The sequence below is a fragment of the Streptomyces sp. NPDC053474 genome (assembly GCF_044544845.1).
In the GTDB taxonomy this organism is placed as follows: domain Bacteria; phylum Actinomycetota; class Actinomycetes; order Streptomycetales; family Streptomycetaceae; genus Streptomyces.
The window spans coordinates 338,363-353,075 of sequence record NZ_JBITXV010000004.1 but is presented as its reverse complement, the minus strand read 5'-3'; the positions used below and the strand labels follow the sequence as shown (position 1 = coordinate 353,075).

Here is a 14,713-nt window from a genome sequence, read left to right as displayed (position 1 = left end):
CCCGCACCAGGATTTCGCTGTCGATGAAATCCGTACGCGCGTACGTGGTCCTGACCTCCGGCTGAGGCCGATCAGCCCGGCCCGGCGTCCCGCCTGCCGCCGACAAGTGCGAAGATGGGTTCTCGGCAGGACAGGGCCCCCACCACAGGGCCGAAGAAGAGCGGCCGTATACCAGCCGACCGACCGGTCGTCCCCGGCAATGAGGGGTCCGGCGCACGGCGCACATGCATGGAGGACGTGACGTGGCGAACGACGCCAGCACCGTTTTCGACCTAGTGATCCTCGGCGGTGGTAGCGGCGGTTACGCCGCGGCCCTGCGCGCGTCGCAGCTGGGTCTCGACGTCGCACTGATCGAGAAGAACAAGCTCGGCGGCACCTGCCTGCACAACGGCTGCATCCCGACGAAGGCCCTGCTGCACGCCGGCGAGATCGCCGACCAGGCCCGCGAGGCCGGGCAGTTCGGTGTCAAGGCCACCTTCGAGGGCATCGACATCAACGCCGTCCACAAGTACAAGGACGACGTCATCGCGGGCCTGTACAAGGGCCTCCAGGGCCTGGTCGCCTCCCGCAAGGTCACCTACATCGAGGGCGAGGGCCGCCTGTCGTCCCCGACCTCCGTCGATGTGAACGGCCAGCGGATCCAGGGTCGCCACGTCCTCCTGGCGACCGGTTCCGTGCCGAAGTCCCTGCCGGGCCTGGAGATCGACGGCAACCGCATCATCTCCTCGGACCACGCGCTGACCCTGGACCGCGTGCCGCAGTCCGCGATCATCCTGGGCGGCGGCGTCATCGGCGTCGAGTTCGCCTCGGCGTGGAAGTCCTTCGGCACGGACGTCACGGTCATCGAGGGCCTCAAGCACCTCGTGCCGGTCGAGGACGAGAACAGCTCGAAGCTCCTTGAGCGCGCCTTCCGCAAGCGCGGCATCAAGTTCAACCTCGGCACCTTCTTCGAGAAGGCGGAGTACACCGAGAACGGCGTGCGCGTCACCCTCGCCGACGGCAAGACCTTCGAGGCCGAGGTGCTGCTCGTGGCCATCGGCCGCGGCCCGGTCTCCCAGGGCCTCGGGTACGAGGAGCAGGGCGTCGCCATGGACCGCGGCTACGTCCTGGTCGACGAGTACATGCGCACGAACGTCCCGACGGTCTCCGCCGTCGGCGACCTCGTCCCCACCCTCCAGCTCGCGCACGTCGGCTTCGCCGAGGGCATCCTGGTGGCGGAGCGCCTGGCCGGTCTGAAGACCGTGCCGATCGACTACGACGGCGTGCCGCGGGTGACGTACTGCCACCCCGAGGTCGCGTCGGTCGGCATCACCGAGGCGAAGGCCAAGGAGATCTACGGCGCGGACAAGGTCGTCGCCCTCAAGTACAACCTGGCGGGCAACGGCAAGAGCAAGATCCTCAAGACCGCGGGCGAGATCAAGCTCGTCCAGGTCAAGGACGGTGCCGTGGTCGGCGTCCACATGGTCGGCGACCGCATGGGTGAGCAGGTGGGCGAGGCCCAGCTGGTCTACAACTGGGAGGCCCTGCCCGCCGAGGTGGCGCAGCTCATCCACGCCCACCCGACGCAGAACGAGGCGCTCGGCGAGGCCCATCTCGCCCTCGCCGGCAAGCCCCTGCACTCCCACGACTGACCTTCAGTCCACGGACGCGACGACCAGACTTCCCCATTTTCGTAAGGAGCAACAGAAACCATGTCGGTTTCCGTAACCCTTCCGGCGCTCGGCGAGAGCGTCACCGAGGGCACTGTCACCCGCTGGCTGAAGGCCGAAGGCGAGCGCGTCGAGGCCGACGAGCCGCTGCTCGAGGTCTCGACCGACAAGGTCGACACCGAGATCCCCTCGCCCGCCGCGGGCATCCTGGCCTCCATCAAGGTCGCCGAGGACGAGACCGTTGAGGTCGGCGCCGAGCTGGCCGTCATCGACGACGGCTCCGGCGCTCCCGCCGAGGCCCCGGCCCCGGCTGCCCAGGAGGCCCCGGCCGCCGAGCCGACCCCGGCGCCCGCCGCCGAGGAGGCCCCGGCCGCCCCCGCCGCTCCGGCTGAGGCGCCCGCCGCCCCGGCCGGTGGCGCCGCCGAGGGCACCGACGTCACGCTGCCCGCGCTCGGCGAGTCCGTCACCGAGGGCACCGTCACCCGCTGGCTGAAGGAGGTCGGCGAGGAGGTCTCGGCCGACGAGCCCCTCCTTGAGGTCTCCACCGACAAGGTCGACACCGAGATCCCCGCGCCGGTCTCCGGCGTGCTCCTGGAGATCACCGTCGCCGAGGACGAGACCGCCGAGGTCGGCGCGAAGCTCGCCGTCATCGGTGCCGCTGGTGCCGCCCCCGCGGCCGCTCCGGCCGCCGCCCCGGCCGCCCCCGCCGAGGCCCCGGCGCCCGCCCCGGCCCAGCCTGCCGCCCCGGCTCCGGCTCCGGCCGCCCCGGCCGCTCCCGCCGCTGCCGCTCCGGCTCCGGCGCAGCCCGCGGCCCCCGCGGCCCCGGCCCCCGCGGCCCCGGCTCCGGCCGCTCCGGCCAAGCCCGCCGCTCCCGCCGCCCCGGCCACCCCGGCCGACGACGGCGCCTACGTCACCCCGCTGGTGCGCAAGCTCGCCGCCGAGAACGGCGTGGACCTGGGCTCGGTCAAGGGCTCCGGCGTCGGTGGCCGCATCCGCAAGCAGGACGTGCTCGCCGCCGCCGAGGCCGCGAAGGCCACCCCGGCTCCCGCCGCGGCCCCGGCCGCCGCTCCGGCCGCGTCGAAGGCCCCGGCCCTCGAGGTGTCCCCGCTGCGCGGCCAGACGGTCAAGATGACCCGCATGCGCAAGGTCATCGGCGACAACATGATGAAGGCGCTGCACGGCCAGGCCCAGCTCTCCAGCGTGGTCGAGGTCGACATCACCAAGCTGATGAAGCTGCGCGCCAAGGCCAAGGACGGCTTCGCCGCCCGCGAGGGCGTCAAGCTCTCCCCGATGCCGTTCTTCGTCAAGGCGGCGGCGCAGGCACTGAAGGCCCACCCGGTCGTCAACGCCCGCATCAACGAGGACGAGGGCACCATCACCTACTTCGACTCGGAGAACATCGGCATCGCCGTGGACTCCGAGAAGGGCCTGATGACCCCGGTCATCAAGGGTGCCGGTGACCTGAACCTGGCCGGCATCGCCAAGGCGACCGCCGACCTGGCCAACAAGGTCCGCGCCAGCAAGATCACCCCGGACGAGCTGTCCGGCGCGACCTTCACCATCTCCAACACCGGCTCGCGCGGCGCGCTGTTCGACACGATCATCGTGCCGCCGAACCAGGTCGCCATCCTGGGCATCGGCGCCACGGTCAAGCGCCCGGTGGTCATCAACCACCCGGACCTCGGCGAGACCATCGCCGTGCGCGACATGACCTACGTGACGCTGTCCTACGACCACCGCCTGGTGGACGGCGCGGACGCCGCCCGTTACCTGACCACGGTCAAGGCGATCCTGGAGGCGGGCGAGTTCGAGGTCGAGCTCGGCCTGTAAGGATCCGGAGACGGACTGTAAGACTCGTCTCATCGGCGGCCGCGCCCCCGTCCGGAGGTTTCCGGACGGGGGCGCGGCCGTATTGTCTAGAGGTCGCCCGTAGTAGCCGACCTCCGGAGCCCCCATATGACCGCGCCCGTCATTCACTCGCTGCGCGAACAGATTCGCGAGCACATTGTGGAAGGCATCGTCAGCGGTCGCTGGAAGCCGGGCGAGCGGATCGTGGAGCGGCGCATCGCCGTCGAGCTTGAGGTCAGCCAGACGCCGGTGCGCGAGGCCCTGCGGGAGCTGGAGTCCCTGCGCCTGATCGAGTCCGCGCCCAACAAGGGCGTGCGCGTGCGGAACCTCTCCGCGGCCGACCTGGAGGAGAGCTACCCCGTCCGGGCGGGCCTGGAGGCCATCGCGGCCGAGCTCGCCGCCGACGGGCTCGCGGCCGACTGCTCGGCCCTGGAGCCGCACGTCGCCGCCCTGTACGAGGCGGACCGGGTCAACGACGGCACCGGGCAGGTGCGGCACACGGTGGCCTTCCACCGCGAGATGGTGCGGGCGGCGGGCAATTCGGTGCTCCTGCACACCTGGGAGGGGCTCGGCATCGAGGTCTTCACCGCACTCTCCATCCGCTGGCTCGGCACCGTCCAGCAGTCGTACGCGGAGGAGCACGAGGCCCTCGTGCAGGCGTTCCGGCGCCGGGACCCCCGGATCGCGGAGCTCGTGAAGGCCCATGTCCTCGGCTGCGCGCCCCGGCCCGACGGTGACGCTCATCCCGGGTGAGTGGCGCTCATACGTCGCCCCACCTGCGCAAACCCGATGAATCCAAGGCACCCGGTGCCCTGCACCATGGCACCCTGTGCCTACTTTTGCCCCGAGAGGGAAGTTTTCCGCTCAACGCTTTGATCGATCATCGATCGCTGGCTTACAGTCGACGACGGACTCCCACCGGAGCCCACGCCCTGTCCTGCCAAAGACCTAGGGCACCCCCGACCCTTTCCGTTAAGGGCCCCCGCCCGACCAGGCACGGGAACCCCTCCGACTCAGGAAGGCGGCGTAATGACCGACCCCTCCCGCATCCAGCCGAGCGAGCTCGACCAGCTCCCGGACCGCGACCCCGAGGAGACCGCCGAATGGCAGGCCTCCCTGGACGCCGTGACCAAGGCGGCCGGGCCGCACCGTGCCGCGTACCTGATGCGGCGCACGCTGGAGCGCGCCGAGGGCGCGGGCCTGGCGCTGCCCAAGCTCCTTGAGACGGACTACGTCAACAGCATCCCGACCTCCGCCGAGCCCGTCATCGACGGCGACGAGGCGATGGAGTCCCGCATCACCGCGTGGAACCGCTGGAACGCGGCCGCGATGGTCACCCGCGGCTCCAAGTACGGCGTCGGCGGCCACATCGCCACCTTCGCCTCGGCCGCCTGGCTGTACGAGACCGGCTTCAACCACTTCTTCCACGGCAAGGAGGGCGACGGCTCCGGCGACCAGCTGTACATCCAGGGCCACGCGTCGCCCGGCATCTACGCCCGCGCCTTCCTCGACGGACGCCTGACCGAGGCGCAGCTGGACAACTTCCGGCAGGAGGCGGGCGGCAACGGCCTCCCCTCCTACCCGCACCCGCGCCGCCTCCCCTGGCTGTGGGAGTTCCCGACCGTCTCCATGGGCCTCGGCCCGCTGTCGGCGATCTACCAGGCCCGCTTCAACCGGTACCTCACCAACCGCGGCATCAAGGACGTCTCGTCCTCGCACGTGTGGGCGTTCCTCGGCGACGGCGAGATGGACGAGCCGGAGTCGACGGCGGCCCTCGCACTCGCCGCCCGTGAGGAGCTGGACAACCTCACCTTCGTCATCAACTGCAACCTCCAGCGCCTCGACGGCCCCGTCCGCGCCAACTTCAAGATCGTGCAGGAGCTGGAGGCCCAGTTCCGCGGCGCGGGCTGGAACGTCGTCAAGTCCCTGTGGGGCGGCGCCTGGGACGAGCTGTTCGCGCTCGACACCACCGGTGCCCTCGTCCGCCGCCTGCGCGAGGTGCCGGACGCGCAGGTGCAGACGTACCAGACGCGTGACGCCGCGTACATCCGCGAGGACTTCTTCGGCAAGGACCCGGCGCTCGTCGAGATGGCGAAGCTGCTGAGCGACGACAAGATCCTCGAGTGCTTCCACCTGTCCCGCGGTGGCCACGAGCCGCGCAAGGTGTACGCCGCGTACAAGGCCGCCCTCGCGCACAAGGGCGCGCCGACCGTCATCCTGGCGCAGACCGTCAAGGGCTTCACCCTCGGTGAGGGCTTCGCGTCCAAGAACGCGAACCACCAGATGAAGAAGCTGTCGACGGACGAGTTCAAGGCCATGCGTGACCTTCTTGAGCTGCCGATCTCCGACAGCCAGTTCGTCGACGGCCAGGTGCCCTACGGCCACCCCGGCGCCGACTCCCCCGAGGTCCGCTACCTCCAGGAGCGCCGCGCGGCCCTCGGCGGCCCGGCCCCGGCCCGCCGCACGCACGCGCTCGCCCCGCTGCCCGCCCCCGCCGACAAGGCCTTCGCGGCCTTCGACAAGGGCTCCGGATCGCAGTCGGTGGCCACCACCATGGCGCTCGTCCGGCTGGTCAAGGACCTGGTGCGCGACAAGGAGACCGGCAAGCGCTGGGTGCCGATCGTCCCCGACGAGGCGCGCACCTTCGGCATGGAGTCGCTGTTCCCGTCGCTCGGCATCTACTCGCCCAAGGGCCAGACGTACGAGCCGGTCGACCGCGACCAGCTGATGTACTACAAGGAAGCCAAGAACGGCCAGATCCTCAACGAGGGCATCACCGAGGCCGGGTCGATGGCGGACTTCATCGCCGCGTCGTCCGCGTACGCCACGCACGGCGAAGCGATGATCCCGTTCTACATCTTCTACTCGATGTTCGGCTGGCAGCGCACCGCCGACCAGATGTGGCAGCTCGGCGACCAGCTCGGCCGCGGCTTCCTCATCGGCGCCACGGCCGGTCGTACGACGCTGACGGGTGAGGGCCTCCAGCACGCGGACGGCCACTCGCCGCTCATCGCCTCCACCAACCCGGCGGCGCTGACCTACGACCCGGCGTTCGCCTACGAGATCGGTGCCATCGTCAAGGAGGGCCTGCGCCGCATGTACGGCGAGGCCAAGCCCGGCGAGGACCAGGACGTCTTCTACTACCTGACGGTCTACAACGAGCCGATGCCGCAGCCCGCGAAGCCCGCGGGCGTCGACGAGGGCATCGTCAAGGGCCTGTACCGCTTCAACACCGCCGAGACCGCGGGCCTGTCCCCCGCGGCCAACGCCGCGCGGATCCAGCTCATCGGCTCCGGCACGGCCATCCACTGGACCCTGAAGGCCCAGCGGATGCTCGCCGAGGAGTGGGGCGTGGCCGGTGACGTGTGGTCCGCGACCTCCTGGACGGAGCTGCGCCGGGACGCCCTGGAGGCGGACGAGGCGCTGCTGCGCGGCGAGGAGCGGGTGCCGTACGTGCGCCAGGCGCTCGCCGGTGCGGAGGGCCCCGTGCTCGCGGTGTCCGACTACATGCGCCAGGTGCCCGACCAGATCGCCCAGTGGGTCGAGCAGGACTACTCCTCGCTCGGCGCGGACGGCTTCGGCCTCTCCGACACGCGTGACGCGGCCCGCCGCCACTTCGGCGTCGACGCCGAGTCGATCGTCGTCGCGGCGCTCGCGCAGCTGGCCCGCCGCGGCGCGGTGCCTGCGGCCGCGGTGAAGGAGGCCCGGGCCAAGTACGGCCTGTAAGCCTCCGGCTCGGTACGAGGGGTGCGGGGGTCCTGCCCGGGGTGGGCAGGACCCCCGCACCCCCCTTTTTTTTTGCGCCGCTGACGCGGCGGTTTTTCCCACCCGCCCACCCGTGACTCCACGGCTTCGCCGGGTGCGGGCCCGACGCGGAGCGCTTTCCCGCCGTCCTCGCGTGCGCGGCATGATGGGGGCATGCGTGCTGCCCGGCTTATCAAGATGGTGTTGCTGTTGCAGGCCCGGGCGTCGATGACCGCGGGTGAGCTCGCGGCCGAGCTGGAGGTGTCGGAGCGGACCATCACGCGGGACGCGCAGGCGCTTTCGGAGGCGGGCGTGCCGGTGTACGCGGACCGGGGGCGGGCCGGGGGCTACCGGCTGATCGGTGGCTACCGGACCCGGCTCACCGGGCTCGCCCGCAGCGAGGCGGAGGCCCTGTTCCTGTCGGGCGTGCCGGGGGCGCTGCGCGAGATGGGCCTGGAGGACGCCGCGTCCGCGGCCCGCCTGAAGGTGTCCGCCGCCCTCCTGCCCTCCCTGAGCGACGCCTCGCAGAACGCGGCGCAGCGCTTCCACCTGGACGCCCCGGGCTGGTTCAAGGAGACCCCGGCCCCGGAGCTGCTGCCCGCGGTGGCCGACGCGGTGTGGGACGACCGCCGCGTCATCGCCCGCTACCGCCGCCAGGACAGCGAGGTGGAGCGGGAGTTGGAGCCGTACGGCCTCGTCCTGAAGGCGGGCGTCTGGTACCTGTGCGCCCGCGTCCCGGACACCGGATCCTTCCGGGTGTACCGCATCGACCGCTTCACGGCCGTCTCCTCGGCCGCCTCCGGCGACGACCGCTTCGTACGGGACGAGGAGTTCGACCTGCCCGGCTTCTGGGAGGAGCGGGCCGCGCAGTTCGCGCGGGCCATCCTGCGGGACGAGGCCGTGCTCAGGCTGTCGCCCGACGGGGCCCGGCAGCTTCCGTACGTCACGGACCGCGCCGCCGCCCACGAGGCCTTGGACGGCGCCGAACCCGACGAGCGGGGCCGGGTGACCGTCACCCTGCCCGTCGAGTCCCCCGCCGTCGCGTACACGCAGATGCTCGCGCTCGGCCCGGAGGTGGAGGTCCTGGAGCCGCCGGAGCTGCGCGAGCGGCTCGCGGCCACGGCGGCGCGGATGGCCGAGCTCTACCGGTGACGGCCGCCCGGTGACGGCCTGGCGCGTGACGGCCTACCGGTAGCCGGTCACGTCCGCGGTCGGGCTCTCCTGGTCGACCTCCATGAGGTACCGCCAGGCGTCCGGCGCGGAGCCGTCCACGTCCGTGAAGCCGTACTCCTTGGCGAGTCCGCCGCTGGAGAGCGACTGGCCGTTGAAGCGCGCCACCTCGGGGTCGGCGGCGAGCGCGGCGAGGGCGCGGCCGACGTACGTGGGGGTCTCGGAGATCGCGAAGTGGGGGTTCTGCCGGGTGCCCTCCTGCCAGTTCTCCTCGGTGACCTTGAAGTGCGTGTCGAGCATGGCCTCCGAGCGCAGCCAGCCCGGCGTCAGGCAGACCGCCGTGCAGCCGTACTCCGTGAGCTCCTCGGCGAGCGCGCGGGCCATCCGCAGCGGGGCCGCCTTGGCGAGGTCGTAGTAGTAGGGCTTGCGGTAGCGCTTGTTGTACTCTGCGGTGCCGTCGGTGACCTCGACGACCAGGCCGCCCTCGTTGCGGATGAGCAGCGGCAGCGCGAAGCGGCTGGTCACGATGTGGGTCTCGACGCCGAGGCGCAGGACGCGCAGGCCCTTGTCGAGGTCGTGCTCCCACATCTTCCTGTCCCACTCGACGTGGCCGTCGCCGCCCCAGATGTCGTTGACGAGGATGTCGAGGCGGTGCTGCTCCGCGTCGATGCGGTCCACGAGGGCCTTGACCTGCCCGGGGTCGAGGTGGTCGGTGGGGACGGCGATGCCGTGGCCGCCCGCCGCGGTCACGAGCTCCGCCGTCTCCTCGATGGTCTCGCGGTCGCGGCCGACCTCGCTGACGTGCTCGCGGGTCGTGCGTCCGGTCGCGTACACGGTGGCCCCGGCCCGGCCGAGTTCCACGGCCATGGCGCGCCCGGCCCCGCGCGTGGCGCCGGCGACGAGGGCGATCTTTCCGGACAGGGGGGCGGTGGTCGTCTGTGCGTTTTCCATGGGGCGAGCCTTCCACCGAAAGCCGACATCTTCTGTCGGGCTTTCCAGGGGCATGTGCACACATAACGACACAGCCGCATTCCGGAGCACTCCGCGTGCGCCCCTACCCGCCAGGGCAGATGCTTGTCCCGTGATGGACGAGACGGAGTTCTGGGAGATCGTGGACAGCACCCGGGAGGCCGCCGACGGCGACCCGGAGGACCACGCCGAGCTGCTGGTCGAGCGGCTGCTGCGGGCCGACCCGGACGCCGTGCTCGACTTCGCGCGCCACTTCGAGGCCCGCTACAACCGCGCCTACCGCTGGGACCTGTGGGGCGCCGCGTGGGTGCTGCTCGACGGCGTCAGCGACGACGCCTTCGACTACTTCCGGTGCTGGCTCATCGGACAGGGCCGCGAGGTCTTCGAGGGCGCGCTGCACGACCCGGACTCCCTGGCCGAGCTCCTCGACGACTTCGACGAGGAGCTCGACGGCGACGGCGAGGAGCTCGGCTACGCGGCCGACGAGGCGTACGAGCAGCTCACCGGGGTCGTGGCGCCGGACCTCGGCATCGCCCCCGCGCCGCCGGAGCCGGAGGGCACCCCGATCGACTTCGAGGACGACGCGGTGCTCGCGCGGCGGTTCCCGAAGCTGTGGGAGCGGTTCGCCGCCCGCTGAGCCCCGGCCCTGACGGCCTCCGCCCCCTCCCCCGGTGTCCCTCGCCCCCTCTCAGCGCTCCCACGCGAACACCAGGAGCGCCACGTCGTCCCGCACCCCGCCGGAGAACCGCACCAGATCCCGCCAGATCGCCTCCGTCAGGGCCGCCGGGTCGTCCCGCTCGGCCTCGAAGAGCGCGGGCAGCCGGGCCGCCAGCGGGTAGAAGGCCCCGGAGGCGTCCCTGGCCTCGGTCACGCCGTCCGTCACGGTCAGGAGCCAGTCGCCGGGCCGCAGCGCCACCACGGTCTCTCGGGGCGGCGCGACCCCGGCGATGCCGAGGCCGAGCGGAGGCCCCGGGGAGACCTCCAGCTCGGTGACGGCGGTGCCGCGCAGCAGCAGGGGCGGCGGATGGCCGCAGGAGACCAGGCGCAGCGCGTCGGCGTCGGCCTCGGCCCCGAACTCCATGAGCAGGGCGGTGGCGAAGAGTTCGCCGGGCTCGCCGCGCCGCGCGCCCTCGGTGTCCTCGACGGCCTCGGCGTCGGTGACCAGGCGCCGGTCGAGGCGGGCGGCGACGCCCTCCAGGCCGGGCTCGTCCAGGGCCGCCTCCCGGAAGGCGCCGATCAGCGCGGCCACGGTCCCTACGGCCGCGAGGCCGTGTCCCTGGACGTCGCCGACCATGGCCCGCACGCCGCGCGGGCCCCGGCGGACGTCGAAGAGGTCGCCGCCGACCAGGGTGCCGTGCTGCGCCGCCCGGTACAGGCCCGCGCAGCGCACCGGCCCCACCCGCTCCGGCAGCGGCGGAAGCACCGCGGACTGCGCGGCCTCCGCGACCGTGCGGACGGTGATGAGCTGGGCGTCCCTGCGGCTGCGGACGGCGGCGAAGACCACGCTGAGCACGGCCACGAAGGCCACGGTCGCGGTGTCGCTCTCGCCGGGGTGGCCGAGGTCGTAGCGCGGGAGGTTGAGCATCAGGAGCACGAGGCCGCCGAGCAGCGCGGTGGCGGCGGGCCCGTAGGCGAGGGCGGCGAGCGGCGGGACGGCCGCGAGCAGGAAGCTCAGGTCGAGGGTCTTGGGCGTGAGGACCTGGACGACCACGGTCAGGACCAGGAGCGCGGGCGCGGGCCAGCGCATCCAGGGCGTGGTGGGCAGGCGGCCCGGCAGGTCGGGGTCGCGCGCGCTCCGCCGCCCCACCGCGGGCCTGGGCATGCGGGCTCCTTCCCGGCGACGGGCGTCGTCCTCACGCTCCTACGGGCGCGGGGCGTCCGCACGCCGGGCCGGTCAGGTCGGGTGTCGCTCCGCCCCCGCGCGGCCGCCCGGGCGGGTCGCGGGGGACGGCTCCGCGGCCGGGCGGACCGCCGGGTCCTGGCAGGTCACAGCGGGCGGCCCATCAGCACGTCGTCCACGTACTTCCCGTCCAGGAGGAACTCCCCGGGCAGGACGCCCTCGGTCACGAAGCCCTCGGACTCGTACAGCGCCCGGGCGGGCGCGTTGTGGCCGAGCACCCGCAGGGTGAGGCGGCGCGCGCCCTGGCGGCGGGCCTCCGCCACGACCGCCCTGATCAGCTCCCGGCCCACGCCCTTGCCGCGCGCCTGCCCGTCGACGACGAAGCCGAGGATCTGGCGTACGTGCGCGTTGACGGCGAGCGGGGTGGGGAACCCGAGCCGGACGTAGCCGACGACCTGGCCGTCCACCTCGGCGACCAGGTGGTCGCGGGGGCCGAAGCGGTCGGAGAAGAACGGCTCGTGCGGGGGTGCGGGGCGGGGCTGCACGGAGTGCACGGTGGACCAGTTCTCGCGGTCCAGGCGGGCCAGCACGTCGTCGTCGCCCGCACGGGCCGCACGTATGTACGTCTGCTGCATGAGCGTCACTGTACGGCGCGAGTACGACGCCCCACCCGCGCTTTTCGCGGCAGGATGGGCCCATGGAGCCTACGCGTCCGCAGCCCTCGGACCCTTCGGAACAGCCCACCCGCGTCGCCGTCGCCGGTGCCTCCGGACTCATCGGATCGGCCCTCACGCGCTCGCTGGCGGCCGACGGACACGAGGTGGTGCGGCTCGTCCGGCGCGCCCCGCGCACGGCGGACGAGGTGCGCTGGGACCCCACGGCGGGCCGCGTGGACACGGCGGGGCTCGCGGGCTGTACCGCCGTGGTCAACCTGGCGGGCGCCGGGATCGGCGACCGGCGCTGGAGCGACGCGTACAAGCGGGAGCTGTACGACAGCAGGGTGCTCGGCACGAAGGCCCTCGCCACCGCCGCGGCCTCGCTGGACGAGCCGCCCCGGGTGTTCGTGAACGGCAGCGCGATCGGCTACTACGGGGACACCGGTGACCGCGCGGTCGACGAGAGCGCCCCCGCGGGCGAGGGCTTCCTGCCGTCGATGTGCGTGGACTGGGAGGCCGCGGCCCGGCCCGCCCAGGACGCGGGCATCCGCACGGCCTTCGCGCGCAGCGGCCTGGTGGTGGCGCGCTCGGGCGGCGCCTGGGGGCGGATGTTCCCGCTGTTCAAGGCGGGCCTGGGCGGGCGGCTCGGGAACGGGCGGCAGTACTGGAGCTTCATCGCGCTGCGCGACGAGGTGGCCGCCCTGCGGCACCTGCTGGCCCGCGACGAGCTGTCGGGCCCCTTCAACCTGACCGCGCCCACGCCCGTGACCAACCGCGAGGTGACGGCCGCGATGGGCCGGGCGCTGCACCGGCCGACGCTGTTCCCGGCCCCCGCGCCGGTCCTGCGCGTGGTGCTCGGGGAGATGGCCGGGGACGTGCTCGGCAGCCAGCGGGTGCTTCCGGCGCGGCTCTTGGAGTCCGGGTTCTCCTTCGCGCACCCGACGGTCGACGAGGCGGTGCGGGCCTGCGTGCCGTAGGGGCGCGGGGCTGCTTCGATGTGCGGCTCCGCCGCGCGGGGCGCAGGCGCGGACGGGCCGGGGCGCGGGCGTGTCGGCGGCGCCACCGGGGTACGGGCCGGGCGGTCGCGGCGCCCCCGTGTGACCGTTCCCGACCGTCTCGCCGTCCGCGTGCGACCGTCGTGCGACCATGCCCGGTCGATGCGCGACTGCCGACGCCGCGCGGGGCTCCTACCCTCAAGCGGAACTCGGGGATTCCGCCGCCCTGTGACGGGCATAAGCGTCCCCAGCAGCCGCGCAACCTCCGGGAGGAGCACGTGCCAGAGCCTGCGCACCATGCGGATGTCGTCATCGTGGGAGCCGGGGTCTCGGGACTGTCGGCCGCACACCAGCTGAACAGGGCCGGAGTAACGACCGTCATCCTGGAGGCCGCCCCTTACGTCGGGGGCCGCATGTCGACCGAGAAGGTGGACGGCTTCCGGCTCGACAAGATCGGGCAGCTGCTCAGCACGTCGTATCCGGAACTACGTCACACGCCGGGTCTCGACGCGCTAGCCCTGCGCCCGTTCGCACCCGGCCTGCTCGTCCACAGCGAGGGCCAGCACCACCGCGCGGCGGAGTTCATCGGCGGCCAGGGCCCCAGGCGCACAAGGGGCGCACTCCACGCGGCACGCGCCCTTGCGAGCGCCCCCCTGGTCCCGCGCCCGGCCCGCACCGGGGCCAGGACACCGCTGCGGCCACCGGGCGGGGCCCCGTCCGGCCGCGCGCTGCGCCCGTCGCGGCCGCCCGCGCGCAGCACCCCGCTGGGGAGCGCGCTCGACCAGGCCCGGCTCGGCGCCGCGCTGGCCCGGCTCGCCGCAACGCCGGTGCGGCGGCTGCTCGCGCGCCCCGAACTCCCGGCCGCGCGGGCCCTGTCCGCGCGCGGCCTGCCCGCCCGCACCATCGAGGGCTTCCTGCGCCCGCTGCTGTCCGCACTGCTCTGCGACCCCGACCTGACGACGTCGAGCCGGTGCGCCGACCTGGCCCTGCACGCGTTCGCGCGCGGCCGTCTGTGTCTGCCCGAGGGCGGCGCCGACGCCCTGCCCGAGCTGCTCGCGGCCGCGCTGCCGCCGGGGACGGTGCGTACCGGGGTCCGCGTCACGGCGGTGGCCGCCAACCGCGTCACGACCGCCGAGCACGGCGAGCTGACCTGCCGGGGCGTCCTCCTGGCCACGGACGCGCGCGCCGCCGCCGAGCTGCTTCCCGGGCTGCGCGTGCCGTCCTTCCACCCGATGACCGTCGTGCACCACGCGGCCCCCGAGCCGCCGCTCGGCGAGCCCGCGCTGCTCCTGGACGCCGACCGGCGCGGCCCGGTCGCGCACACGGCCGTCGTCAGCCACGTCGACCCCACGCGCGCGCCCGCGGGCCGCTTCCTCGTCTCGTCGACCGTCCTCGGCCCGCCGCCGGACGACCTCGACCGCACCGTGCTCGCCCACCTCGCCGAGCTGTACGGCACGCCGACGGACCGGTGGGAGCTGCTCGCCGCGCACCACACCCGCGAGGCGGTGCCCGCGATGCCGCCGCCGCACGACCTGCTCCGTCCGGTGCGGCTCCTGTCGGGCCTGTACGTGTGCGGCGACCACCGCGACACGAGCACAGTGCAAGGCGCCCTGCACTCGGGCCGCCGGGCCGCTGCGGCCGCGCTGGCGGACCTGGGCGTCAACCTCACGCCCGCGCCGGGCTGCCTGCCGACAGCGGCCTAGCGCTCCCCGCCGCGTTCGTCCGCGCCTGCGTCGTGGCTGGTCGCGCAGTTCCCCGCGCCCCTTTCAGGGGCTGCGCCCGAAGGGGCGCGGGGAACTGCGCGACCAGCCCCCACCCACCCGCAGCGAAAAGAGGGGGAAG

11 protein-coding genes are annotated in these 14,713 nt (G+C 73.4%); 8 read left to right on the top strand and 3 right to left on the bottom strand.

All coding sequences use genetic code 11. From position 1 onward, the window contains the following. Positions 1-242 precede the first annotated feature (242 nt). The 5 genes from lpdA (at position 243) to ACIG3E_RS11475 (ending at position 8,393) form a co-directional block, all read left to right on the top strand. A complete protein-coding gene (gene lpdA / locus ACIG3E_RS11495) occupies positions 243-1,631 on the top strand; it encodes a dihydrolipoyl dehydrogenase (protein WP_399614232.1) in 1,389 nt (462 codons plus the stop codon). A 60-nt stretch (positions 1,632-1,691) separates the two neighbouring features. Next, the gene (gene sucB / locus ACIG3E_RS11490; protein ID WP_399614229.1) at positions 1,692-3,479 is read left to right on the top strand and encodes a 2-oxoglutarate dehydrogenase, E2 component, dihydrolipoamide succinyltransferase; all 1,788 of its coding nucleotides are present in this window, start codon (positions 1,692-1,694) and stop codon (positions 3,477-3,479) included. Between the two features lie 126 nt (positions 3,480-3,605). Next, on the top strand, positions 3,606-4,250 hold the full coding sequence (locus tag ACIG3E_RS11485) for a GntR family transcriptional regulator (RefSeq protein WP_399614226.1): 645 nt from the start codon (positions 3,606-3,608) through the stop codon (positions 4,248-4,250). 276 nt (positions 4,251-4,526) lie between these two features. Further along, a complete protein-coding gene (gene aceE, locus ACIG3E_RS11480) occupies positions 4,527-7,223 on the top strand; it encodes a pyruvate dehydrogenase (acetyl-transferring), homodimeric type (RefSeq protein WP_399614223.1) in 2,697 nt (898 codons plus the stop codon). A 192-nt stretch (positions 7,224-7,415) separates the two neighbouring features. Then, entirely contained in the window at positions 7,416-8,393 is a 978-nt protein-coding gene (locus ACIG3E_RS11475) for a helix-turn-helix transcriptional regulator (RefSeq protein WP_399614220.1), read from the top strand. A gap of 33 nt (positions 8,394-8,426) precedes the next feature. Here ACIG3E_RS11475 and ACIG3E_RS11470 read toward each other — a convergent pair whose 3' ends face one another. Then, entirely contained in the window at positions 8,427-9,362 is a 936-nt protein-coding gene (locus tag ACIG3E_RS11470; RefSeq protein ID WP_399614217.1) for an SDR family oxidoreductase, read from the bottom strand. 133 nt (positions 9,363-9,495) lie between these two features. Between ACIG3E_RS11470 and ACIG3E_RS11465 the strand changes: the two genes are divergently transcribed. Further along, on the top strand, positions 9,496-10,017 hold the full coding sequence (locus tag ACIG3E_RS11465; RefSeq protein WP_399614831.1) for a DUF4240 domain-containing protein: 522 nt from the start codon (positions 9,496-9,498) through the stop codon (positions 10,015-10,017). Between the two features lie 51 nt (positions 10,018-10,068). Here the strand turns inward: ACIG3E_RS11465 and ACIG3E_RS11460 are convergent, their stop codons facing one another. Together ACIG3E_RS11460 and ACIG3E_RS11455 are read right to left on the bottom strand one after the other, a co-directional pair. Beyond that, complete coding sequence (locus tag ACIG3E_RS11460; protein WP_399614214.1) at positions 10,069-11,202, bottom strand: PP2C family protein-serine/threonine phosphatase; 1,134 nt, start codon at positions 11,200-11,202, stop codon at positions 10,069-10,071. 164 nt (positions 11,203-11,366) lie between these two features. Beyond that, entirely contained in the window at positions 11,367-11,855 is a 489-nt protein-coding gene (locus ACIG3E_RS11455) for a GNAT family N-acetyltransferase (protein ID WP_399614211.1), read from the bottom strand. Between the two features lie 62 nt (positions 11,856-11,917). On the opposite strand from ACIG3E_RS11455, the gene ACIG3E_RS11450 reads away from it, so the two are divergent. Continuing rightward, positions 11,918-12,853: a TIGR01777 family oxidoreductase gene (locus ACIG3E_RS11450; protein WP_399614209.1), complete on the top strand. Its 936-nt coding sequence runs from the start codon at positions 11,918-11,920 to the stop codon at positions 12,851-12,853. Between the two features lie 296 nt (positions 12,854-13,149). Beyond that, the gene (locus ACIG3E_RS11445) at positions 13,150-14,574 is read left to right on the top strand and encodes an NAD(P)/FAD-dependent oxidoreductase (protein ID WP_399614207.1); all 1,425 of its coding nucleotides are present in this window, start codon (positions 13,150-13,152) and stop codon (positions 14,572-14,574) included. The last annotated feature ends 139 nt before the right edge of the window (positions 14,575-14,713 follow it).

Excerpts from the sequence above, each read along its gene's own strand:
- sucB (WP_399614229.1), top strand. The coding sequence starts at position 1,692 with ATGTCGGTTTCCGTAACCCTTCCGGCGCTCGGCGAGAGCGTCACCGAG.
- ACIG3E_RS11485 (WP_399614226.1), top strand. The coding sequence starts at position 3,606 with ATGACCGCGCCCGTCATTCACTCGCTGCGCGAACAGATTCGCGAGCAC.
- aceE (WP_399614223.1), top strand. The coding sequence starts at position 4,527 with ATGACCGACCCCTCCCGCATCCAGCCGAGCGAGCTCGACCAGCTCCCG.
- ACIG3E_RS11475 (WP_399614220.1), top strand. The coding sequence starts at position 7,416 with ATGCGTGCTGCCCGGCTTATCAAGATGGTGTTGCTGTTGCAGGCCCGG.
- ACIG3E_RS11470 (WP_399614217.1), bottom strand. The coding sequence starts at position 9,362 with ATGGAAAACGCACAGACGACCACCGCCCCCCTGTCCGGAAAGATCGCC.
- ACIG3E_RS11465 (WP_399614831.1), top strand. The coding sequence starts at position 9,496 with ATGGACGAGACGGAGTTCTGGGAGATCGTGGACAGCACCCGGGAGGCC.
- ACIG3E_RS11460 (WP_399614214.1), bottom strand. The coding sequence starts at position 11,202 with ATGCCCAGGCCCGCGGTGGGGCGGCGGAGCGCGCGCGACCCCGACCTG.
- ACIG3E_RS11455 (WP_399614211.1), bottom strand. The coding sequence starts at position 11,855 with ATGCAGCAGACGTACATACGTGCGGCCCGTGCGGGCGACGACGACGTG.
- ACIG3E_RS11450 (WP_399614209.1), top strand. The coding sequence starts at position 11,918 with ATGGAGCCTACGCGTCCGCAGCCCTCGGACCCTTCGGAACAGCCCACC.